Raw genomic sequence first — 20,518 nt, 5'->3', positions numbered from 1 at the left:
AAGGCCAGCCGCGCCAGCCGGCGGCCCGCGGCGGCGCGATGGAGCGCGCCGCTCACGCGCCGGCTCCGGCGGGTGGCGGGGCTGGGGGCATCGCGCCGGTCCCGCGCGGTCCGCCACGCATCATGCCGCGGCGGCCGGCGAAGCCGGCGCGGCGCTCCTCGCGGGTGAGCTTGCCGTCATGGTTGCTGTCGGCCGCATCGAACCGCTTCAGCGCCTCGGCCAGGAAGGCGTCCCGCGACAGGGCGGCGGTGGGCGCGGCCCGGCCGGGACGCCCGGCGCGGTCACGCATCGCGGCGAATTCCTCGCGGGAGATCGCGCCGTCGCGGTTGGCATCGACCCGGTCGAACAGGGCGGTCATGCGGGCCGCGCGGTCTGCCGGGTCGAGCTTGCCGTCGCGGTTCGCGTCGAACCGCTCGAACAGGGCGGCGGCGCGGGATTGCGCTTCGGCGCGGGTGACCGTGCCGGCACCAAGCGGATCGCCGGCGGGTGGGGGTGGGGCAGGCTGGCGCGGGGCGGTCTGGGCGAGGGCCGCACCGGCCAGCACGGCGGCACCGGCTGCCAGCGCAAGAATCGAGCGTCGCATATCCATCTCCTGAAGTTGGAAGCCGCCCGTGCCCGTCGGGGGGGCAGAAGGGGCAGGGCGGCCTCCTGCAACCGCTCTAGGGCGGTCTTGTCGCGCAACTATGCCGGGCCGGCGGATTTTTGTCGCCAATTGTCGTGCGCGGTCCCACATCGGTGCTGTCGTGACGGGACACCCCGGGCCGGGCCCGGCGCAGCGCAGGAGCAGGACGATGAACGAGCGGCGGATCGAACGCGACAGCCTCGGCACAATCGCCGTGCCAGCCGAGGCCTATTGGGGGGCACAGACCCAGCGCAGCCTGGAAAACTTCCCGTTCGGTCCGGGGGAGCGCATGCCGGCGGCGGTGATCCACGCGCTCGCCCTGGTCAAGCTGGCGGCAGCCCGCGTGAACCGGCGCCACGGGCTCGATCCGGCGCTGGCCGCGGCGATCGAGGCCGCCGCGCGCGAGGTGGCCGAGGGCCAGTTCGACGGCGAGTTCCCGCTGGCGATCTGGCAGACCGGCAGCGGCACCCAGACCAACATGAACGTCAACGAGGTGATCGCCGGGCGCGCCAACGAGCAGCTTGGTGCCGGGCGCGGCGGCAAGCATCCGGTCCATCCCAACGATCACGTCAACCGCGGGCAGAGCTCGAACGACAGCTTCCCGACCGCGCTCCACGTCGCGGCCACCCTCGCCCTGCAGCGCGATCTGCACCCGGCGCTGGAGCGGCTGCGCGACGCGCTGGCGCGGTGCCGCGACGCCTGGGGCGACATCGTCAAGATCGGCCGGACCCACCTGCAGGACGCGACCCCGCTGACCCTCGGGCAGGAGGTCTCGGCCTATGTCCAGCAGCTCGAGGATGCCGGCGCGCGGCTCCGCGATGCCGAGCGCTTCGTGCTGCGCCTCGCCCAGGGCGGCACCGCGGTCGGCACCGGGCTCAACGCCCCGCCGGGTTTCGCCGCGGACATGGCCGCCGAACTGGCCGCCCTGACCGGCCAACCCTTCGTCCCGGCGCCCAACCTGTTCGAGGCGCTGTCCAGCAACGATGCGCTGGTCCAGCTCTCGGCCACGCTCGCGACACTCGCCGTGGCGCTCAGCAAGATCGCCAACGATATCCGTCTGCTCGGCTCCGGGCCGCGCTCAGGGCTGGGCGAGCTGATCCTGCCGGCCAACGAGCCGGGCAGCTCGATCATGCCGGGCAAGGTCAACCCGACCCAGTGCGAGATGCTGACCATGGTCGCCGCCCAGGTGATCGGCCAGCACCAGGCGGTCACGCTGGGCGGTCTGCAGGGCCATTTCGAGCTCAACGTGTTCAAGCCGCTGATCGGCGCCGCGGTGCTGCGCTCGATCTCGCTGCTGGCGGTGGGCATGGACAGTTTCGCGACCCGCTGCGTGGCCGGGCTCGAACCGGACCGCGCGCGGATCGCCGCGCTGGTCGAACGGTCGCTGATGCTGGTCACCGCGCTGGCGCCGGAGATCGGCTACGACAATGCCGCCCGGATCGCCAAGCATGCCCATGCCCATGGTCTGAGTCTGCGCGAGGCGGGGCTGGCGCTCGGACTGGTCGATGCAGCCATCTTCGACCGGCTGGTCCGCCCGGCAGCGATGGTCTGACCGCCGCCGGCCGCGCCGCATTTGCACGGCGCGCGGGGGCGGCTAAGGCGGAGACCGAGGGGCCAGGGAAGGGACCGGGGCTTTTGCACATCTGCATCGTCTATGACTGTCTGTTCCCGTGGACGATCGGCGGGGCCGAGCGCTGGTACCGCCAGCTCGCCGAAACCCATGCTGCCCAGGGGCACCGTGTGACCTACCTGACCCTGTGCCAGTGGGACACCGGCGAGCCGCCCGCTCTGCCGGGGGTGCGCGTGATCGCCGTGGGCCCGCGGCTGGCGCTCTATGCCGATGGCAAGCGCCGGATCGCACCGCCGCTGCTGTTCGGGCTGGGCGTGCTGTGGCACCTGCTGCGCCACGGTCGCCGCTACGATCTGGTGCATGGCGCCTCGTTCCCGTTCTTCTCGCTGCTGGCCGCCGGACTGGCCCGTCCGCTGGGCGGCTATCGCCTCGCGGTCGACTGGCACGAGGTGTGGACGCGCGACTACTGGCGCGCCTACCTCGGCCCGCTGGGCGGCGCGGTCGGCTGGGCGGTCCAGGCGCTGTGCGCGCGGGTGCCGCAGGTGGCCTTCTCCTTCAGCCGGCTCCACGCCGCACGGGCCGAGGCCCTGGGGACCGGTCCGGTGACCCTGCTCGAAGGCGAGTATGCCGGCCCTGCGCTGCAGCCGGTGCCGGCCGCAGACCCCCCGCTGGTCCTCTATGCGGGGCGGATGATCCCTGAAAAGCGGGTGCCGCTGCTGGTGGCCGCGCTGGCCCGGCTGATGCAGACCGATCCTTGCCTGCGGGCCGTGCTGGTCGGCCGTGGGCCCGATCTGGAGCCGGTGCGCGCCGAGGTGGCGCGGCTCGGCCTGGCAGGACGGATCGAACTGCCGGGCTTCGTCCCGACCGAGGCGCTCGAGCGGCTCCAGGCCGAAGCAGCGGTGGTGGTCCAGCCCTCCGAGCGCGAGGGCTACGGCATGATCGTGGTCGAAGCCTCGGCGCGAGGGGTGCCGGTGGTGCTGGTCGCCGGGCCTGACAACGCCGCGGTCGAGCTGGTCGAGCCGGGCGAGAATGGCTTCGTGGCGGCGGAGCCCACCCCCCCGGCCCTGGCCGAAGCCATCGGCGCGGCGCTGGCGGGCGGACCGGCCTTGCGGGCGCGCGTCCTCGACTGGTATGCGCGCCACGCGCAGCGGCTTTCGTTCGGCCAGTCGTTTGCACGGATCGGCGCTGCGCTGGCGGCCGGCCCCGCTGCCGGTGCGCCCACCGAACAAGGATCGTCATGACTGCTGCCGTCTCCGCACCCGCCAGGCCCTGTCCCGTTGCACCGGGCGACCTGTGCGATTTCCGCGATCTGGGTGGTTTCCCCGATCTGAGCGGGAAGGTTGGCCCGGTGTCGGTCGTGCAGTGCCGGCGCTGCGGTCACGGGGTCAGCCTGCCGCCGCTGGCCGATGTCGCCTTCCTCTATGCCGGCCGCGCGACGCAGGATTTCCGCCAGGATGGTTCGCGGCTTGGCCACGCCATCAAGAACGTCGCTTTTCGCCGCCAGGCGCGCGCCCTGCTCGCGCAGCTGCCCGCCCGGCCGGCCCGGGTGCTCGATTTCGGCTGCGGCAGCGGCCAGTTTACCCGCTGCCTCGATGACGAGCTTGGCCCCGGCATGGTCACTGGCAGTGATTTCGAAACCTCTCCGCCGGCGGACCTGACCGGACGGTCCTATGTCCCGGCCGGCGCGCTTGCGCCGCTGGCGGGCAGCTTCGACTGCGTGCTGGCGATGCACGTGCTGGAGCATGATGACGATGCCGCCGGGCTGCTCGGCCGGATCGCCGCGATGGCCCGGCCGGGGGGCATCCTCGTGATCGAAGTGCCCAACAGCGAATGCGCCTGGCTCAAGGTCTTCGGCAAGGCCTGGGATGCCTGGTATCTGCCCTATCACCGTTCGCACTTCAGCCGGCGCTCGTTGCGCGCGCTGGTCGAGCAGGGCGGCCATACGGTGCTTGCGCTCCATCCCGCCACCGTGCCCACGATGGGCCGGTCGCTGTCCAACCTCGTGGGCGGCAACAAGGGGCTGACGTGGCTGCTGGCCGGGATCGGCCTCCATCCGCTGCAGGTCGCAGGTGAACGGTTGACCGGCCGCCCCTCGGCGCTGCGGATCATTGCCCGGGTTGGCGGCTGATCCGTCCGGTGGCCCTTCAACCGGCGCCCTGGCGACGCGCCAGCGCCCAGTAGCTGCAGAGGAAGTTCCACATGACCATGACCACGGTCACCACCGGGGTCGCAACGGTCGCTGCCAGGCCCAGGCCGTCGCACAGCAGGGCATAGATGAGGATGGCCACCGGCGCATTGACCACCTGGCCGGCGGCATAGCGCGCGAAGGACCCCGCGCCGGTTCCCACCCGGTAGGTGAAGCCGCTGTGCACCACGTAGCTGAAGGGGATCATGAAGCAGATGGCGATCCCCACCGCCGGGGCATAGTGCATTCCGGCGCGGGCCAGCAGCAAAAGCAGCACGTTGTTGGTCACGAAGCATAGCGCGCTCGCAACCAGATAGCGCGGGCCCAGGGATCTGAGCCGCGCCATCAGCAGTTTGGACCTGGTCGACACCTCAGGTGGCGGACAGTCGCCGGCCGGTCACCAGCAGGCAGCCCGGACTGGCCGCATCGTCGCTCCAGCCCAGCCCCGCGCCGATGACTCCCGCCAGGGTGCTGGCCACCGGCCGCGGGATCATCGTGGTGTTCTGCAAGGCGCGCAGCTTGAGACTGCGCTGGATCTCGATCGGGCGCAGCGTTCCGCCGGTCAGACTGTGGAGGAGGCCTCCGGTCATGCGCGACAGGGTTTCCCAGCGCCGCGTGGCGCGTTGGCCCAGATAGCCGGTCACCCCGGTCACCTGCAGTCCGTTGCGCTCGCACAGGGCCCGCCATTCCGCTTCCGACAGGTAGTGGAAATGGGCCAAGCGGCGGTCGATCTCGGCCAGATACCGGGTCCGCGGAACCCCGGGGATCACGCTGCCCCGCAGGTTTTCCCGGAAGCCCGGGCCGGGGACGGTGAAGAAGAAGGTTCCGCCGGGCTTGAGCACGCGCGCCAGCTCGGCGATCACCGGCTCCAGATCGGGAATATGCTCCAGCACCGAGTTGGAGATGGCATAGTCGAACGTGGCGTCCGGTTCGGGAATGGCATCGCCGCCACAGGTGTGGATGCGCCGATAGAAGTCGTAGGACTTGGCCGCGTCGGTTTCGAGCGGATCGGGATCGATGCCGACCAGATCGGGGCGGCGGCCGATCCGGTTGAACAGGATATCGGTCAGAATGCCGTCGCCGCACCCCAGATCGAGCCCCAGGCCATCGGGAATGGCAGCCCGGGCCAGCACGTCGATCTCGATGCCGCGCAGGAAGGCGGTCGCCGGCTGCGCCGGATAGCGCGCGACGAAATCGGTCATCAGCTTGCGGTCGATCTTCATGGGGGACACTCTCTAGTTTCAGTCGACGCCAAAAGCCAAGCGCGGCGCTTCGACGCCGAGCACGAACTGCGCCTTGTGTCCGGCGATCACCGCCAGCAGCAAACCGCCCAGCACCGTCTGCAGCCCGATCACGCCCATGCCGATGGCCAGCAGCAGCGGCAGCGAGCTGGGCAGCGCGACGAAATCGATGGCCGTCCACCACAGCCCCACGGCGGCCAGCGACACGGCCGAGCAGAGCAACAGCGCCCCGCCCGACAGCAGCGCGGTTTCCAGCGTCAGCACGGTTTCGAGCCGCCGCAGCACCGGCCGCAGCGGGCGATAGCCCAGCCGCGCGCCATAGAAATGCGTGGCCAGCGCCATCAGCGCGGCGAAGTGGCCGCTGGTGACCATGAACGTGGCCAGGATCGTCCAGTTCACGCCGAAGGGATTTTCACCCCGGATCAGGCCGAGCGTGTAGAGCCCGGCCAGCAGGAGGATCAGCGTACCGGCGGTGATCAGCAGCAGTGCCGGCACCCCGAAGGCCCAGGTCGGGCTGAGCATGAACAGATAGCGCAGGTGGCGCCAGCCATCGCGCCAGGGGCGCAGGTGGGGTGCGCGATCGCGCAGATCGGGCGAAAGCGTGGCCGGGACCTCGTCGATGCGCAGACGCTTGAGGCTGGCCTTGATCACCATCTCGCTGGCGAATTCCATCCCGGTGCTTTCCAGGCCAAGCCCGGCATAGGCCTCGCGGCGGATCGCGCGCAGCCCGCAATGGGCATCGTCGACCCCGGTGCGGAAAAACAGGTTGAGAATGCCGGTCAGTGCCGGGTTGCCGATGTAGCGGTTCTTCCAGGGCATCGCCCCGGGCTTGATCCCGCCCTGGAAGCGTGAGCCCATGCACAGGTCGGCACCGTCGAGCAGCCGGCCGATCATCGCCACGCTGTCGGTGAAGTCATAGCTGCCATCGGCATCGCCCATCACCAGGAAGCGCCCGGCGGCGGCATCGAACCCGCCGATCAGCGCCGCGCCATAGCCCTTGCGGGTCACCGGCACGACCCGCGCGCCCAGACGGGTGGCGAGCGCCTGGCTGCCGTCGGTCGAGCCATTGTCGGCGATCACGATCTCGCCGGCCAGGCCGTAGCTGCGCTCGATCCGGGCGAGCGCCTCGCGCGCGTTGGCGATGCAGTGGGGCAGGGACTGCGCCTCGTTCAGGCACGGCATCACGATCGACACGGCAAGGTCGGGCGGGCAGGTGTTCCCCGCGGGCTGGTCGGCGCGCTGCATCTCTAGGCTGTGTCCCATGGTCCGCCCGCCCATATCTTACCGAGAATGGTTAATGAAGCCTTGCGGGCGTGGGGCTTCGCCGCTGCCATGGCGGCAAGCCGCGCCGGTGTAAACCGGGGCGGTGCGGCGCGCCGGGGCTGGCCGAGCGCGCCGGCCGCGGCTAGGCAACGGACATGGCCAGCCTTGTGCTCAACGACCAGCCGACCGATTTCGCGCTCGATCCGCAGATGCCGCTGCTGTGGGCCCTGCGCGACGTGGCCAACCTGACCGGGACCAAGTACGGTTGCGGCACCGGCGATTGCGGGGCTTGCCTGGTGCTGGTCGATGGCGAGGCCCTGCCCGCCTGCATGCTCTCGCTGGCCGAGGCCGAGGGCCGTTCGATCACCACGATCGAGGGCCTCGCCCGGCGCGGCGCCGGGGCCGCGCGCCATCCGGTGATCCAGGCCCTGATCGACGAACAGGCCATCCAGTGCGGCTTCTGCACGCCCGGTCTGGTTGTCGCGATCGCCGGCCTGCTGGCCCGCAACCCGCGCCCGGGCGATGCCGAGGTGCGTTCGGCGCTGGGCAACATCTGCCGCTGCGGCGTCTATCCGCGCCTGCTCGCGGCGGTCCGCCGGGTGACCGGCCCGGTCGAGACCATCACCACCCCGGCCGGTCCGGCCGCGCCGCCGGGCGCAGCTGCCGACCCGTCTGCCGCACCTGACGGCGCACCGCTTGCCGACTGAACCGGGCCGCGGCTAAGCCCCGCGCGGTCAAGCCGGGATGGGCCAGCGGGAGGGGCGACGGAATGAAGGCGACGATCTGGCACAATCCGGCCTGCGGCACCTCGCGCAAGACGCTGGCGATCCTGCAGGAGACGCCCGGGCTGGTGGTGACCGTGGTGGACTATCTCAAGACGCCGCCCTCGGCCGACAAGCTGGCCCAGCTCTACCACGATGCCGGGCTCACCCCGCAACAGGGCCTGCGCCTGCGCGGCACCGACGCCGCCGCGCGCGGGCTGCCCGAGGCCGCGGCTCCGACGGTGCTCGCGGCGATGGCGGCCGAGCCGGTCCTGATCGAGCGCCCGCTGGTCGAGACCGATCGCGGGGTGCGCCTCTGTCGGCCCCAGGACAAGGTCCGCGACATCCTGTGAGCGCCCCGCCCGACGGCTCCGCGGGATCGGCCGGCGCCGCCTGCGCCGAACCCGCGCCGGATAGCTGTGCCCCGCCGCTTGCAATGGCAGAGCAAATTTGCAATCGCCTGACACTCGATAGACTGGCGGAACAGATAGACCCGATGCCCTCAACCGAGTTCGCCCGAGAGGCCCTGGCGCAGAAGCTCAAGCGCCGGATCAAGCAGATGCTCGGGCCGCAGGGGGTGTTCCTCGAGGGCTTCCTGCGCCACCCGGTGATGGTCGGCTCGGTCATTCCGTCCTCGCGCTTCACCATCAACCGCGTGCTCGCCCCGGTCGATTGGGATAACTGCCGGCTGTTTGTCGAGTATGGCCCGGGGGTCGGCACGTTCTGTCGTCCGATCCTCGACCGGCTGCGCCGCGATGGCCAGCTGATCGTGATCGATACCAACCCCGATTTCATCGACTATCTGCGCCGCACCATCACCGACAGCCGCTTCATCGCGGTCAACGGTTCGGCCGCCGATGTCGAGGACATCGTCCTGGCCCACGGCCACGAGCGGGCCGACTACGTGCTGTCGGGCCTGCCGTTCTCCACCCTGCCCGACGGGGTCGGCCCGGCGATCGCCGCCGCTACGCACCGCGTGCTGCGCCGTGGCGGGGCCTTCCTGGTCTACCAGTTCACCCCCCGGGCCCGGGCCTTCATGGCGCGTCATTTCCGCCGCATCGACAGCGGCCTGGAGTGGATCAACGTGCCGCCGTGCTTCCTCTACTGGGGCTGGAAGGACGAGGACGCGGGCTAAGCGCCGGCTCCCCGCCGCAAGCGACCGTGACGCCGCTGGTGCCGGCGCTCAGGGCGCGGTCGGCCCCTCGTCCACCGCCTCCGCCCCGGCCAGCTGGGTGTGCGTCGCCGCCAGTGCCGCGACCAGCAGCAGCACGAACAGGGCGCTGAGCGTGGACGAGATCACGATCGTGCCGATCGCCGCGTACTGGGCCGGCAGCAGCAGCCCCAGCGCCATGCCGGCCAGCGCGGTGATGACCAGCGTCACCACGGTGAAGGCCAGCCCGATCAGCAGCAGGAACGCAAAGATGCGCGGGGTCTGGCCGCGGGTCAGGTGCCAGGACCGGGTGAGGGCGGCAACCGGGTTGCGGATGCCCTCCACCGCCATCACGGGCGCGGCCAGCGCGGTGCGGACCCAGCCATAGATCCACACGATTCCGGTCACCGCCACCCCCAGCGTCGCGACGACCTTGGTCCCGGCCAGCGAGAAGACCACCAGGATCGGCAGGGCCGCAATGCCCAGCACGAAACCCAGCAGGATCTGCGCGGCCAGATAGGGCAGGACCGTGCGGAAGCCGGTGGCGATGGCCTCGCCCACCGTCGGGCGCGAGCGGTCGGTCAGCAGGGTGAGCATGCCCAGCGTGCCGCCCGCCTGCATGGCGAGGACCGGCAGCATGAACGGCAGGACCTTCGCATAGTACTCCATGGCGAAGGCCATCATCGCCTGCTGGTCGGTTCCGGCTGGCGGTGTCGGTGCCGGAAACAGCAAGGAGAAAGCGAGGTTGGGCAGGAGGAAGAACACGCCGGCCAGGGCCAGCAGCACCTCGCGGTTGGCCGAGAGGGCGGCGGTGGCCTGCTGCCAGGCGCGATTGCTGTCGAAGCGGGGACGGGGATGGACCATGCCCCTTGATAACCGCAGCGATAACCGCCACGCAACGCACGATGCATGATGATCTGTCCGTCCTGCTGCCGGCGACCATCGAATGGCGCCGCGACAGCGCGCTGGTGCCCTACCGCACCGCGCTCGAGACCATGGCTGCGCGCAATGCCGCGATCGCCGAGGGCGCGGCGGCCGAGCTGGTCTGGCTGCTCGAGCACCCCCCGGTCTACACCGCGGGGACCAGCGCCGCGCCCGACGAGCTGCTCGACCCGCGCTTCGAGGTGGTCAGCGCCGGGCGCGGCGGGCGCTATACCTATCATGGGCCGGGGCAGCGGATCGGCTATGTCCTGCTCGATCTCAAGACCCGCGCGCGCGATGTGCGCGGCTTCGTCCATGCCCTCGAGGGCTGGGTGATCGATACGCTCGCCGATTTCGGGGTCGATTCGTGGCGCAGTCCCGGCCGGGTCGGGATCTGGACCCGCGACATCGACGGGCGCGAGGCCAAGATCGGCGCGATCGGGGTGCGCATCCGCCGCTGGGTGACGATGCACGGCTTCTCGGTCAACCTGGCGCCCGATCTGTCGCACTTCGGCGGCATCGTGCCCTGCGGCATCGATGCCTTCGGGGTGACCAGCCTTGCCCGGTTGGGCCATGCCGTTTCGCCCGACGCCTGGGACCGCGCGCTGCTGCGCCATGCCCCGGCCTTCCTCGCCGCGCTGGACCGGCCCTGTCCAGCGCTTGATGCCCCCGCCTCCAACGCGTCCACTGCGGCCGCGCCGTCCGCTTGCGAGAGCCCGCGATGATCCGGCTGCTGTGGCGTTCCACCATCGCCGTGGCGGCGATCGCGGCCCTGGCCGGCTGCGACAAAACCGCGCCTGGGCAGAGCGACGCAGCGGTACCAGTGCTGCCGGGATCGGCCAGCGATGCCATGTTGCCGCTCGACACGGTCACCTCGCAGCCGCCGCTCGATCCGCGCGCAGTGCGCAGCGGCCGCGCCGCCGAGCCTGGCGCCGATGCCACCGAGGCAGCCGAGGCCGGCGAGGAGGGCGCCGCCGCCGCTCCGGTCCCCGCCGCGGCCGCCGCGGCCGGACCGGTGGAGTGACCGCCGCCGCTTCGGCATCTGCCGACGGACCGGAGGTGACGACGCCCTTGACCAGGGCGAGCGGCTGGCACCTCGCAGCCTTGCTGCTGGCGAATTTCGTCCTCGCGCTCGGGCCGTGGGCGGTGCGGCTGGCCGATTCGGGGCCGGTCGCCGCCGGGTTCTGGCGCCTGATGCTGCCGCTCCCCCTGCTGTTCGGCTTCGCCCTCGCCAGCCGCCAGCGGCTGACCGGAATGCCCTGGCAGACGATGCTGGTGATGATCGCTGCCGGGGTGATGTTCGCTGCGGATCTGGGCGCCTGGCATATCGGGATCGCGATGACCCGGCTGGGCAATGCTGCATTGTTCGGCAACTCGGGCAGTCTGATCGTGATGGTCTGGGGGCTGATGGCGCTGGGCCGGCGGCCCAACGGCTTCGAGTGGTCGGCGCTGGCGGCCGCCATGGCCGGCGCGGTGATCCTGTTCGGGCGCAGCCTCGAGATCGGCCAGGCTACGCTGCTGGGCGACCTGTTCTGCCTCTTCGCCGGGCTATGCTATGCCTTCTACATCATCGTGGTGCAGCGCGCCCGTGCCGCGTTCGGAACCTGGGCCTTGGTGGCCTGGAGCAGCCTCGCGGGTGCTCCGGTCCTGCTCGGCCTTGCGCTCGCCCTGGGCGAGCCGGTCTGGCCGCACACCTGGTGGCCGCTGATCGCGCTCGCGCTCGGCAGTCAGGTGATCGGCCAGGGTCTGCTGGTGCTGTCGCTGAAGCATTTCCGACCGCTGGTGATCGGACTGGTGCTAATGACCCAGCCGGCCGTGGCCGCCATCGCCGGCTGGCTGGCCTTTGGCGAGCGGCTGACCGCGTGGGACGGGCTCGGCATGGTCCTGGTCGCCGCCGCGCTGGCGATCGCCCGCGCCGGTGAGCGGAGCAACGCGCCGGCATGATACGGCTGGCGGTGCTCTCCGACATCCACGGCAACCTGGCCGCGCTCGAGGCGGTCCTGGCCGACATTGCCGCCGAGGGGATCGCGATGATCGTCAATCTTGGCGACATCCTGTCCGGCCCGCTCCAGCCGGCCGCGACCGCCGACCGGCTGATCGCGCTGGCCCTGCCGACCATCCGCGGCAACCACGAGCGCCAGCTCCTGACCCAGCCGCCGGCGGCGCTGGGCGCGAGCGATGCCTATGCGGTGGCCGAACTGGGGGCGGCGCACCGGGCCTGGCTGGCCGCCCTGCCGGCCACCCTGGCGCTTCACCCCGACATCCGGCTGGTCCACGGGACGCCGGACAGCGACCTGGCCTATTTCCTCGAAACGGTGACCCCCGAGGGGCTACGCCCCGCCACGCCGGACGAGGTTGTCCAGCGGGCCGGCCCCCTTGGCGCGGGACTGATCCTGTGCGGCCATACCCATGTGCCGCGCGTGGTGCGGCTTCCCGACGGGCGGCTGATCGTCAATCCCGGCAGCGTCGGCCTGCCCGCCTATGCCGACGACCATCCCTGGCCACACGTGGTCGAGACCGGCTCGCCGCATGCCCGCTATGCCGTGGTGAGCCGCGGCGCCGATGGCTGGTCGGCGCAGCTGCGCCGCGTCGCCTACGACTGGGAGACCGCCGCCCGGCTGGCCGCGGCGCGCGGCCGCCCGGACTGGGCCGTGGCGCTGCGCACCGGGCGGGCCGGGCCGCTGACCTGAGCGGTCAGCCCCGCCCGCCCAGGTCGCCCTGACCGACCGTGCCGCTGGCCATCGCCAGCATGCGGTCGAGGCTCTGCTTGGCCTGCAGCCGCAGGCCCTCCTCGATGTGCACCTGCGGGGTCAGGTCGCGCAGCGCGAGGTACAGCTTCTCGAGCGTGTTGAGCGCCATGTAGGGGCAGATGTTGCAGTTGCAGTTGCCGTCCGCCCCCGGCGCGCCGATGAAGGTCTTGCCGGGCAGGGCCAGCTCCATCTGGTGGATGATGTGGGGCTCGGTCGCGACGATCAGCGTGTCGCCGGTCAGCTGCTTGGCATAGTTCAGGATGCCGCTGGTCGATCCGACGAAGTCGGCATGGTCGATGATGTGCGGCGGGCACTCCGGATGGGCCGCGATCGGCGCGGTCGGATGCAGCGCCTTGAGCTTGAGCAGCTCGGTCTCCGAGAAGGCCTCGTGGACGATGCACACGCCCGGCCAGAGCAGCATGTCGCGGTCGAACTTGCGGTTGAGATAGCCGCCGAGGTGCCGGTCCGGTCCGAAGATGATCTTCTGCTCGCGCGGGATCTGCGCGAGGATCGTCTCGGCCGATGACGATGTGACGATGATGTCGGACAGCGCCTTCACCTCGGTCGAGCAGTTGATGTAGGTCAGCGCGATGTGATCGGGATGGGCTGCGCGGAAGGCGCGGAACTTCTCCGGCGGGCAGGCGTCCTCGAGGCTGCACCCGGCGTTGACGTCGGGCAGGATGACGGTCTTCTCCGGGGCGAGGATCTTGGCCGTCTCGGCCATGAACTTGACCCCGCAGAAGGCGATCACGTCGGCGTCGGAAGCGGCCGCCTTGCGGCTGAGTTCGAGGCTGTCGCCGATATAGTCGGCCAGGTCCTGGATCTCGGGGCGCTGGTAGTAGTGCGCCAGGATCACCGCGTTGCGCTCCTTGCGCAGCCGGTCGATCTCGGCGCGCAGGTCGAGCCCGGCGAGGGTGGGGTGCTGTGCGGTCATCGGCTCGGCCTTCCTCGGGAAACGTGGCGTCCAGATAGAACCGGCCAGATAGAAACGCCGGGCCCGTTCCCCAAGCGGAAAGTGAGGCCGTCGGCCGCTTTGTCCCAGGCACCACCGCGATCGCGGCGAAGCCCGTGTGGCCATGACGATCTCCCCTTCGTCCCGATCGGCGCCAGCCTACCCCCGTTCGCGCGGGGGACGAAACGGTTTGTCAGGGGCGGCGAAGGCCCCCGCAAGCGCCTCAGCGCGGCGCCGGCTCGCCGTCGAACCGCACCGTGATCGTCGCGGCGCGATAGCCGGCGACCTGCAGCGGGACGGTCAGGTTCTGGCGCAGCGCCTCGCGCGCGGCGGTCCGGGCCAGGGTCATCAGCGCCGGGTTGGCGGCACCCCGCGCGGCCTGGGTCTCGGCGAGGCGGGTGTTCTCGCGGGTCAGGGCCTCCTGCGCGGTGCGGGTGATCCATGCGCCCTCGCGCAGGTACTGCGCGCGGCCTTCGTCCAGATTGGGCCGCGACAGCTGCAGCGGTGGCAGGATCACCTCGAGCCGCTGCGCCGCCGCATCCCAGCGCAGCCGGTCCGGGCCGATCGCGGCCAGATCGACCGTGTAGTCGACCCGCGCCGGGATCACCGCGACCTGCCGCGAGCGCAGCATGCCGAACAGGCGGGCATCATCGCTTGCCACGACCGGGGCCAGCTCGGCCGAGAACACGGTGAGCCGGTTCTGCTTGGCGAAGGCGGTCAGCATCGTCGCCAGCGGATCGCCCGGGGGGTCAGGCTTCCACAGCTGCCACGAGGTCCACCCACCCCAACCCACCGCCGCCGCGCACAGCAGCCAGGGCAGGACCACGCGGCGCAGACCCCGCGCGGGGCGGGCGGGGAGGGTGGGGGCGGGGCGGGTGGGGTCAGCGGGGGTCAGGCGTTGATCGTCCACAGCTCCCCCTCGCGCCGCACCATGGCGCGCTGCTCCAGATCGATCAGGTGTGCCAGCACCGACTGCCCGGCGGCCGGCCACAGCGCCCGGTCGACCCCGCGGTACATCTCGGGGACCAGCGCGGCGATGGCCGCCGGCGCGGCCTCCAGCAGGCGCAGGATCTGCCGCTCGCGCTGGCGGCGGTGGCCGATCATCCCGCGCGTGAGCTGCTGGGGCTTGTCGACCTGCGGCCCATGCGCCGGGTAATAGACCCGGTCGGCGCGGGCCTGGAGCTTTTCGAGGCTGGCGAGGTAGGCGGCCATGTCGCCATCGGGCGGCACCACCACGCTGGTCGACCAGCCCATCACATGATCGCCGGTGAACAGCGCGCCGCTCTGTTCGAGCGCGAAGCAGACGTGGTTGGAGGTGTGACCGGGCGTGGCCACGGCGGTCAGCGTCCAGTCGGGACCGCTCAGGCTCTCGCCATCGGCCAGCACCCGGTCGGGGGCATAGCTGCGGTCGAACGGCGCATCGACGCGCGGCCCGCTGGTCTCGAGCACCAGCGGCGCGCAGCCGATCACCGGCGCGCCGGTGGCGGCGGCCAGCGGCGCCGCCGCGGGTGAATGGTCGCGGTGGGTATGGGTGCAGCAGATCGCCGCGACCGGGGCGGAGCCGATCGCCGCGAGCAGGGCGGCCAGGTGCTCGGCGTCATCCGGGCCGGGATCGATCACCGCCAGCGCCCCCGCCGCGCCGACCAGATAGGTTTCGGTACCGGTATAGGTGAAGGGACCGGGGTTGGGCGCTAGCACGCGGCGGACCAGCGGTTCGAGCTGCTCGACGCGGCCGACGGGCCAGGGGCGGGGGGGGAACTGCATCGCGCCGATATGGATAGTCCGCTGCCTCCTGTCGAGGCACGAACGGGTGAGGGTGTCGCCTCGCCGGGCCTGCGCTATGCGTTTGTCCCGAGTGCAGGGCCGATTGCCGGATGGTATCGTCCCGACCGGGGTCGCACTGTCTGTCGAAAAAGGCGGGTAGCCATGAAGCACCAGATCGTGATGGCCCTGCTGGCGGCCGCGGCCGAGCCGGGGCCGCGCGAGGCTCCGCCGGCCGGCCGATTGCAGGAGACCGTCGCACAGTACAACGCGCGCTTTCCCGCCCCGGCTCCGCTGGAGATATCGGCTGCAAAACCGGCCGATGCCTTTCTGCCCGACTCCGGCGCCATCCCGGCCTGGGTCGACAGCCTGGGGATGAGCGCGGCCGAGCTGCGGGCGATCGGCGCGGTGGTGGGGGTCTATGCCGCGCGGCCGAGCGTGGCGCTGCCCGAAGCGCGCAGGACAACGGTGGCCGGGGTGCTGGGTACGGTCGCTCTCGCCGTGTTGGCGGCCGATACCGAGCGGCGTTTCCGGAACCGGGGGGTCAGCAACACCCTGTCCGGCCAGCGCGTCCCCTTTGTCGCCAGGCCCCCTTTTGCGGACCTGCCGCCGGGTCCCGCGAAAGACCTCGTACCTGGCCAGCTGATCGCGTTCGATACCTGCGGCGGAGCCTTTTTCGCAGCCCTGACCCGGCTGAACCAGGCCCAGCCATGGGCGCCATTCACCGCCTTCATCCGCTCGGTCGGCAGCACGGCCTTTTCCGGGCCGGTGCGGGCCGATCCGACCTGCGGCATGACCGCAGGCGGGCAGCAGGGCGACTGACCGGAGCCGCCGCTCAGCCCACCGCGTGCAGCAGCCGTTCGCGCAGGCGCTGGATCGCCGGGGCCTGGCCGCCCGGCTCGGTGCGCGCGCGCCAGCCGGCGTCGAGCCGCACCAGCCGGGCATAGAACCGCTCAGTGGTGCGGATCAGCGCCTGGATCTCGGCGGACAGGAGGGCCAGCCGCTCGGGCGCGGAATCGGGCAGGTGGCGGGCGATGCGGCCATGGCGCCGCAGCTGGAATTCGCTGATCTCGTTCCGGAAGAACGCGCGGTGATTGATCAGCCAGGCCACCGAGTGCATCATCCGGGTGGTCGTGCGCAGCGCCTCGCACGACAGCGCCAGGCGCGCCGCGTCGGTGTCCTCGCGCTCGTCGTTGCAGGCCCGCGGCGACAGGTCGAAGGCCGCGCGCACCTCGTCCGAGAGCACCAGCCCTTCGGTGTAGAGCGCCTCGATGATGCGCGCGTTGAGATTCACCGGTTCGGTCATGTCAGGACCCGGATAGACCCGCGGAATCACCCGATTCAATCGGCGGATGGGCCGGTTTACCGTCCAAAACGGGACTGTCCCGCTGTGGTACGGCGGCGGCCCGGCAAAAGCGCTGATTTGGCGGGATCGGACCGGCGTGGTGGCGGCGGATCAGGCGATAATGTCGGGGATGAGATAGTCCTCGAGCATCGCGATCTGATCCTTCAGCTTGAGCTTGCGCTTTTTCAGTCGCGCCACCTGCAGCTGGTCGAGCGCGGCGGCCGAGCTCAACGCGTCAATCGCCGCATCGAGGTCGCGATGCTCGATCCTGAGCATTTCCAGCCGCTTGCGCAGTTCCTCTTCGCTCACCTGCCGACCTGCCCATCCCTGTACGCCGCGCCCGCGACCGGCTGGCCGCGGGCGGGGGAGACTCCATTCGCCGCGAAACGCTCCGGTTTGGTCGCTTCGCCCGCGTATCCGCTTCGCAAGATAGGCTTAATATGATTTGCTGACAATCGCGGTGCACGGCCCACGTTGGGTGAGTCGGCCTTCGATGGACCGGACCGGTGGTCGGGTGCCGCGAAGTATGGAGCAAACTGAGGAGGTATGCCCATGGAATCGTCGCATGTCAGCGCTCTGCAGATGAAGCACGCCGGGATCGAACGCCGGATCGCCGAGGAAATGAGCCGACCCCTGCCTGACCAGACGACGATCCAGGCGCTCAAGAAGCGCAAGCTCCGCATCAAGGAAGAAATCGCCCACATCTGACCCGGCCGGCGGCGCGGCCGCCCCCGCCGGATCGCGCTGCGCGAGGGCGGTGCGCCGTCCTCGCTGGCTCGCCCGGACCCGGCCTTACCGTGGCCGGCGTCCGCCTGGCCGGCATCCGCTGGGGCTGCGCCTACGTATTCGCGGCGGACCGGGCAGAAATCGCCGGTGCGCCGCGGGCAATCTGGTGGGTGGGCGTTCCCAAAGGGCGGGGCATGGGCTAATTGAGACGCATGCCCACTGCCGCCACTGCCGCCCGGACCATCCTGACCCGCCTCCACGAGGTGATGGCCTCGCGCAGCCACGCGCAGGCCAAGCTCAACACCGTGGTCGAAGTGATCGGGGAAAGCCTCGATAGCGAGGTCTGCTCGGTCTATCTGCTGCGCGAGGGCATGCTTGAGCTGTTCGCCACGCGCGGGCTGGCGCAGGAGGCGGTCCACGTCACCCGCATGGCGATCGGCGAGGGTCTGGTGGGCACGATCGCCGGCCATGTCGAGACGCTCAACCTCGCCGAGGCGACGGCCCATCCCGACTTTTCCTATCGCCCGGAAACCGGCGAGGACAAGTTCCACTCCTTCGCCGGCGTGCCGATCGTCCGGCGCGAGCGCTGCGTCGGCGTGCTCTGCGTCCAGCACGTCGATCCGCGCCGCTACGACGAGGTCGAGATCGAGGCGCTCCAGACCGTCGCGATGGTCCTGTCCGAGCTGATCGCCAATGCCGATCTGGTCGACGAGGACGAGGCCTTCGGCCTGACCGCGGCGCAGACCGGGACCGAGCGGCTGCGCGGGCTCACCCTGGTCAAGGGCCTGGCCAGCGGCCACGCGGTCTATCACCAGCCGCGGGTGACGATCGAGCACACCGTCGCCGAGGACACCGAGGCCGAGCGCCAGCGCGTCTACATGGCCTTCGACAAGATGCGCGACCAGATCGAGCGCATGGCCGCCCAGGCCGAATTCGGCGTCGGCGGCGAGCACGAGGAGGTGCTCGAGACCTACAAGATGTTCGCCTACGACGAAGGCTGGAGCCGGCGCATCAACGAGGCGATCGATTCGGGCCTGACCGCCGAGGCGGCGATCGAGCGGGTCCAGCAGCGCACCCGCATGCGCATGCGCCAGATCGACGATCCGCTGCTGGCCGATCGCATGCATGACCTTGAGGACCTGTCCAACCGGCTGCTGCGGATTGTCTCGGGCCAGCTCGGCACGGCGGCGAGCAAGGGGCTGCGCCAGGACGCGATCCTGATCGCGCGCAATCTCGGCCCGGCCGAGCTGCTGGAATACGACAAGCGCCGGCTGAAGGGGGTGATCCTCGAGGAGGGCTCGCTCACCGCGCATGTCGTGATTGTCGCGCGGGCCATGGGCATTCCGGTGCTGGGCCGGGTGCGCGGGCTGCGCGGGCTGGTCCGCGAGGGCGACCAGCTGCTGCTCGATGCCGATACCGGCACCGCCACGGTGCGTCCGGCTCCGGCGCTGGTCGAGGCCTTCGAGGCGCGTTTCGCCAAGAACCGCGAACGTCAGGCGGCCTATGCCGCGCTGCGCGACGTCGAGCCGCGGACGCTCGACGGGACGCGCATCACGGTGATGATGAACGCCGGCCTGCGCGACGACGTGCCGATGCTCAACCTGACCGGCGCGGACGGGATCGGGCTCTACCGCACCGAGTTCCAGTTCCTCGTCTCGGCCACCCTGCCTGCACGTGAGCGGCAGACCCGGCTCTACCGCGAGGTGCTCGAGGCGGCGGGCAACCGTCCGGTGGTGTTCCGCACGGTCGACATCGGCGGGGACAAGGCTCTGCCCTACCTGCGCCATGACGATGGCAACGACGAGGAGAACCCGGCGATGGGCTGGCGCGCGCTGCGCGTCGCGCTCGACCGCGAGGGGCTGCTCAAGGCCCAGGCGCGCGCCTTGCTCGAGGCAGCGGCCGGGCGCACGCTCAACGTGATGTTCCCGATGGTGTCCGAGCCGTGGGAGTTCGATGCCGCCAAGGCGGTGTTCGAGAAGCAGCTCGACTTCCTGCGCGGCCAGAAGCGCATGCTGCCCGAGGCGATCCGCTATGGCGCCATGCTCGAGGTGCCGGCGCTCGCCGAGGTGCTCGACCTGCTCGCGCCGCGGCTGTCGTTCCTCTCGATCGGCACCAACGACCTGACCCAGTTCCTGTTCGCCGCCGATCGCGCCAACCCCAAGCTGGCCGAGCGCTACGACTGGGTCAGCCCGGCGATCCTGCGCTTCATCCGGCGGGTGCTGAAGGGGGTCGAGGGGCATGCGGTCGACGTGACCGTCTGCGGCGAGATGGGCGGACGCCGGCTCGAGGCGCTGGCGCTGATCGGGCTGGGCATCCGCCGCCTGTCGATCACCCCGGTCGCGGTCGGCCCGCTCAAGGAGCTGATTTCGCGCCTGCCGCTGGCCGAGCTGAGCGCGGCGATGGACGGCTGGCTGCTGCATCCTCCGGCCGACATGCGCGCCGCCCTGGTCGAATGGGCCGCGGCGCGGGGGATCGAATGCGACTGATCGGCCCGGCGCGCCTGCGCGCCGCCGGCTGGCGCAACACCAAGACCGGCGCGGCCGCGCGGCTCGCTTTGGCGTCCGGCCTGCGCGGTCCATCGTATTGCCCGACCCGCAAGTGTCAGGGCAAGCTTGACATTCCGGCCGCGGGTGCCTTGTCTCCGGGCTGCGGGGCGCCCGATGACAGACATCCGACGGGAGCGGAAACGGAGTGACAGAGATGACGCCGACAGGCGACGCGGCAGCCGGCTCGCTTGAACCGGTCGGAGCGCGGCTCAGGCGCGCGCGCGAGGCGGCCGGGCTGGCGCTCGCCCAGGTCTCCGAGCTCACCAAGATCCCCACCCGCATGCTCGTGTTGATCGAGAACGGCGATTTTGCTGCTCTGCCCGCGCGGACCTATGCCACCGGCTTCACCCGCAGCTATGCCCGCGCGCTGGGCCTGCCCGAGCAGGACTTCGTCGAGGCGGTCCGCGCCGAGCTCGGGCTTGAGAGCCGGGCCGATCCGCTGCCGGCCGCGACCTTCGAGCCGGGCGACCCGGCCCGGGTGCCGACCGCGCGGCTGGCGTGGCTGGCGGCGCTGGCCGGCGTGGCGGTGATCGTCGCCGGCCTGTTCCTGTGGCGCACCTACTATGCCCCGGCGATCTCGCTGCCGTCGCTGCTGCCCGCCGCCGAGCTGACCACCGCCGCCGCCCCCGCGGTGAGCGCGCCGCCCGAGCCGGTCGCCCCCGAGACCGCGCCGCCGACCGAGGCGGCCACCGCCGCGCCGCCTGCGCCCACCCCGGCCGCGCTGC

Annotated in this window: 24 protein-coding genes; 14 read left to right on the top strand and 10 right to left on the bottom strand. The window is 71.2% G+C overall.

Going from position 1 to position 20,518, the window contains the following annotated elements; translation table 11 throughout:
* Positions 1-52: 52 nt before the first annotated feature.
* Complete coding sequence (locus H7F53_RS17255; RefSeq protein ID WP_221773801.1) at positions 53-583, bottom strand: EF-hand domain-containing protein; 531 nt, start codon at positions 581-583, stop codon at positions 53-55.
* 208 nt (positions 584-791) lie between these two features.
* On the opposite strand from H7F53_RS17255, the gene fumC reads away from it, so the two are divergent.
* The 3 genes from fumC (at position 792) to H7F53_RS17240 (ending at position 4,320) form a co-directional block, all read left to right on the top strand.
* A complete protein-coding gene (gene fumC, locus H7F53_RS17250; RefSeq protein WP_185680758.1) occupies positions 792-2,174 on the top strand; it encodes a class II fumarate hydratase in 1,383 nt (460 codons plus the stop codon).
* 83 nt (positions 2,175-2,257) lie between these two features.
* Positions 2,258-3,433, top strand: a complete 1,176-nt coding sequence (locus H7F53_RS17245; protein WP_185680757.1) for a glycosyltransferase family 4 protein — start codon at positions 2,258-2,260, stop codon at positions 3,431-3,433.
* Positions 3,430-4,320, top strand: a complete 891-nt coding sequence (locus tag H7F53_RS17240; protein WP_185680756.1) for a class I SAM-dependent methyltransferase — start codon at positions 3,430-3,432, stop codon at positions 4,318-4,320. Before H7F53_RS17245 ends, H7F53_RS17240 begins: the two co-directional genes overlap by 4 nt.
* A 16-nt stretch (positions 4,321-4,336) precedes the next feature.
* Here H7F53_RS17240 and H7F53_RS17235 read toward each other — a convergent pair whose 3' ends face one another.
* The 3 genes from H7F53_RS17235 to H7F53_RS17225 are packed head-to-tail and all read right to left on the bottom strand — an operon-like array spanning position 4,337 to position 6,881.
* Positions 4,337-4,723: a GtrA family protein gene (locus H7F53_RS17235; protein WP_185680755.1), complete on the bottom strand. Its 387-nt coding sequence runs from the start codon at positions 4,721-4,723 to the stop codon at positions 4,337-4,339.
* Between the two features lie 25 nt (positions 4,724-4,748).
* Complete coding sequence (locus H7F53_RS17230) at positions 4,749-5,600, bottom strand: class I SAM-dependent methyltransferase (RefSeq protein WP_185680754.1); 852 nt, start codon at positions 5,598-5,600, stop codon at positions 4,749-4,751.
* Positions 5,601-5,618: 18 nt separating this feature from the next.
* Positions 5,619-6,881: a glycosyltransferase family 2 protein gene (locus H7F53_RS17225; protein ID WP_185680753.1), complete on the bottom strand. Its 1,263-nt coding sequence runs from the start codon at positions 6,879-6,881 to the stop codon at positions 5,619-5,621.
* Between the two features lie 155 nt (positions 6,882-7,036).
* Here H7F53_RS17225 and H7F53_RS17220 point away from each other — a divergent pair, with 155 nt between their 5' ends.
* From H7F53_RS17220 to H7F53_RS17210, 3 genes are all read left to right on the top strand, one after another.
* Entirely contained in the window at positions 7,037-7,588 is a 552-nt protein-coding gene (locus H7F53_RS17220) for a (2Fe-2S)-binding protein (protein ID WP_185680752.1), read from the top strand.
* Between the two features lie 62 nt (positions 7,589-7,650).
* Positions 7,651-7,995: an arsenate reductase family protein gene (locus H7F53_RS17215; RefSeq protein ID WP_185680751.1), complete on the top strand. Its 345-nt coding sequence runs from the start codon at positions 7,651-7,653 to the stop codon at positions 7,993-7,995.
* Positions 7,996-8,138: 143 nt separating this feature from the next.
* Positions 8,139-8,777, top strand: coding sequence for a class I SAM-dependent methyltransferase (locus H7F53_RS17210; RefSeq protein WP_185680750.1), 639 nt, complete (start codon positions 8,139-8,141; stop codon positions 8,775-8,777).
* 48 nt (positions 8,778-8,825) lie between these two features.
* On the opposite strand, the gene H7F53_RS17205 is transcribed toward H7F53_RS17210, so the two are convergent.
* Positions 8,826-9,656 carry a DUF7847 domain-containing protein gene (locus H7F53_RS17205; RefSeq protein ID WP_185680749.1) on the bottom strand — a complete coding sequence of 277 codons (831 nt, stop codon included), beginning with the start codon at positions 9,654-9,656 and terminating at the stop codon, positions 8,826-8,828.
* A gap of 41 nt (positions 9,657-9,697) precedes the next feature.
* On the opposite strand from H7F53_RS17205, the gene lipB reads away from it, so the two are divergent.
* Genes lipB through H7F53_RS17185 form a run of 4 tightly spaced genes read left to right on the top strand, consistent with a single transcriptional unit; the run spans position 9,698 to position 12,403 of the window.
* The gene (gene lipB / locus H7F53_RS17200; RefSeq protein WP_185680748.1) at positions 9,698-10,438 is read left to right on the top strand and encodes a lipoyl(octanoyl) transferase LipB; all 741 of its coding nucleotides are present in this window, start codon (positions 9,698-9,700) and stop codon (positions 10,436-10,438) included.
* Positions 10,435-10,737 (top strand): hypothetical protein, encoded by a 303-nt coding sequence (locus H7F53_RS17770; RefSeq protein WP_185680747.1) that lies wholly within the window; start codon positions 10,435-10,437, stop codon positions 10,735-10,737. The genes lipB and H7F53_RS17770 overlap by 4 nt, the downstream gene beginning before the upstream one ends.
* A gap of 47 nt (positions 10,738-10,784) precedes the next feature.
* Complete coding sequence (locus H7F53_RS17190; RefSeq protein WP_246438973.1) at positions 10,785-11,657, top strand: DMT family transporter; 873 nt, start codon at positions 10,785-10,787, stop codon at positions 11,655-11,657.
* Positions 11,657-12,403 carry a metallophosphoesterase family protein gene (locus tag H7F53_RS17185; RefSeq protein WP_185680760.1) on the top strand — a complete coding sequence of 249 codons (747 nt, stop codon included), beginning with the start codon at positions 11,657-11,659 and terminating at the stop codon, positions 12,401-12,403. Before H7F53_RS17190 ends, H7F53_RS17185 begins: the two co-directional genes overlap by 1 nt.
* A gap of 4 nt (positions 12,404-12,407) precedes the next feature.
* On the opposite strand, the gene nadA is transcribed toward H7F53_RS17185, so the two are convergent.
* The 3 genes from nadA to H7F53_RS17170 all read right to left on the bottom strand — a co-directional run bounded on the left by nadA (position 12,408) and on the right by H7F53_RS17170 (position 15,179).
* On the bottom strand, positions 12,408-13,397 hold the full coding sequence (nadA, locus tag H7F53_RS17180; RefSeq protein ID WP_185680745.1) for a quinolinate synthase NadA: 990 nt from the start codon (positions 13,395-13,397) through the stop codon (positions 12,408-12,410).
* A gap of 241 nt (positions 13,398-13,638) precedes the next feature.
* Positions 13,639-14,325: a DUF4230 domain-containing protein gene (locus H7F53_RS17175; protein ID WP_185680744.1), complete on the bottom strand. Its 687-nt coding sequence runs from the start codon at positions 14,323-14,325 to the stop codon at positions 13,639-13,641.
* Entirely contained in the window at positions 14,307-15,179 is an 873-nt protein-coding gene (locus H7F53_RS17170) for an MBL fold metallo-hydrolase (protein ID WP_185680743.1), read from the bottom strand. The genes H7F53_RS17175 and H7F53_RS17170 overlap by 19 nt, the downstream gene beginning before the upstream one ends.
* 162 nt (positions 15,180-15,341) lie before the next feature.
* Between H7F53_RS17170 and H7F53_RS17165 the strand changes: the two genes are divergently transcribed.
* Entirely contained in the window at positions 15,342-15,998 is a 657-nt protein-coding gene (locus H7F53_RS17165) for a hypothetical protein (protein ID WP_185680742.1), read from the top strand.
* Positions 15,999-16,011: 13 nt separating this feature from the next.
* Here H7F53_RS17165 and H7F53_RS17160 read toward each other — a convergent pair whose 3' ends face one another.
* Positions 16,012-16,482 carry a DUF1465 family protein gene (locus H7F53_RS17160; protein WP_185680741.1) on the bottom strand — a complete coding sequence of 157 codons (471 nt, stop codon included), beginning with the start codon at positions 16,480-16,482 and terminating at the stop codon, positions 16,012-16,014.
* Positions 16,483-16,632: 150 nt separating this feature from the next.
* Positions 16,633-16,830, bottom strand: a complete 198-nt coding sequence (locus H7F53_RS17155) for a DUF465 domain-containing protein (protein WP_185680740.1) — start codon at positions 16,828-16,830, stop codon at positions 16,633-16,635.
* A 243-nt stretch (positions 16,831-17,073) separates the two neighbouring features.
* Between H7F53_RS17155 and H7F53_RS17150 the strand changes: the two genes are divergently transcribed.
* The 3 genes from H7F53_RS17150 to H7F53_RS17140 all read left to right on the top strand — a co-directional run.
* Positions 17,074-17,229, top strand: a complete 156-nt coding sequence (locus tag H7F53_RS17150) for a YdcH family protein (protein ID WP_185680739.1) — start codon at positions 17,074-17,076, stop codon at positions 17,227-17,229.
* A 230-nt stretch (positions 17,230-17,459) separates the two neighbouring features.
* A complete protein-coding gene (ptsP, locus tag H7F53_RS17145; RefSeq protein ID WP_185680738.1) occupies positions 17,460-19,733 on the top strand; it encodes a phosphoenolpyruvate--protein phosphotransferase in 2,274 nt (757 codons plus the stop codon).
* Between the two features lie 214 nt (positions 19,734-19,947).
* Positions 19,948-20,518: helix-turn-helix domain-containing protein (locus tag H7F53_RS17140; protein WP_185680737.1), on the top strand; the 571-nt coding region annotated here is incomplete at its 3' end.

The organism is Novosphingobium piscinae (assembly GCF_014230355.1).
Taxonomy (GTDB): Bacteria; Pseudomonadota; Alphaproteobacteria; order Sphingomonadales; family Sphingomonadaceae; genus Novosphingobium; species Novosphingobium piscinae.
The sequence above is the reverse complement of the archived record's forward strand: the minus strand, read 5'-3'. Positions and strand labels throughout refer to the sequence as shown.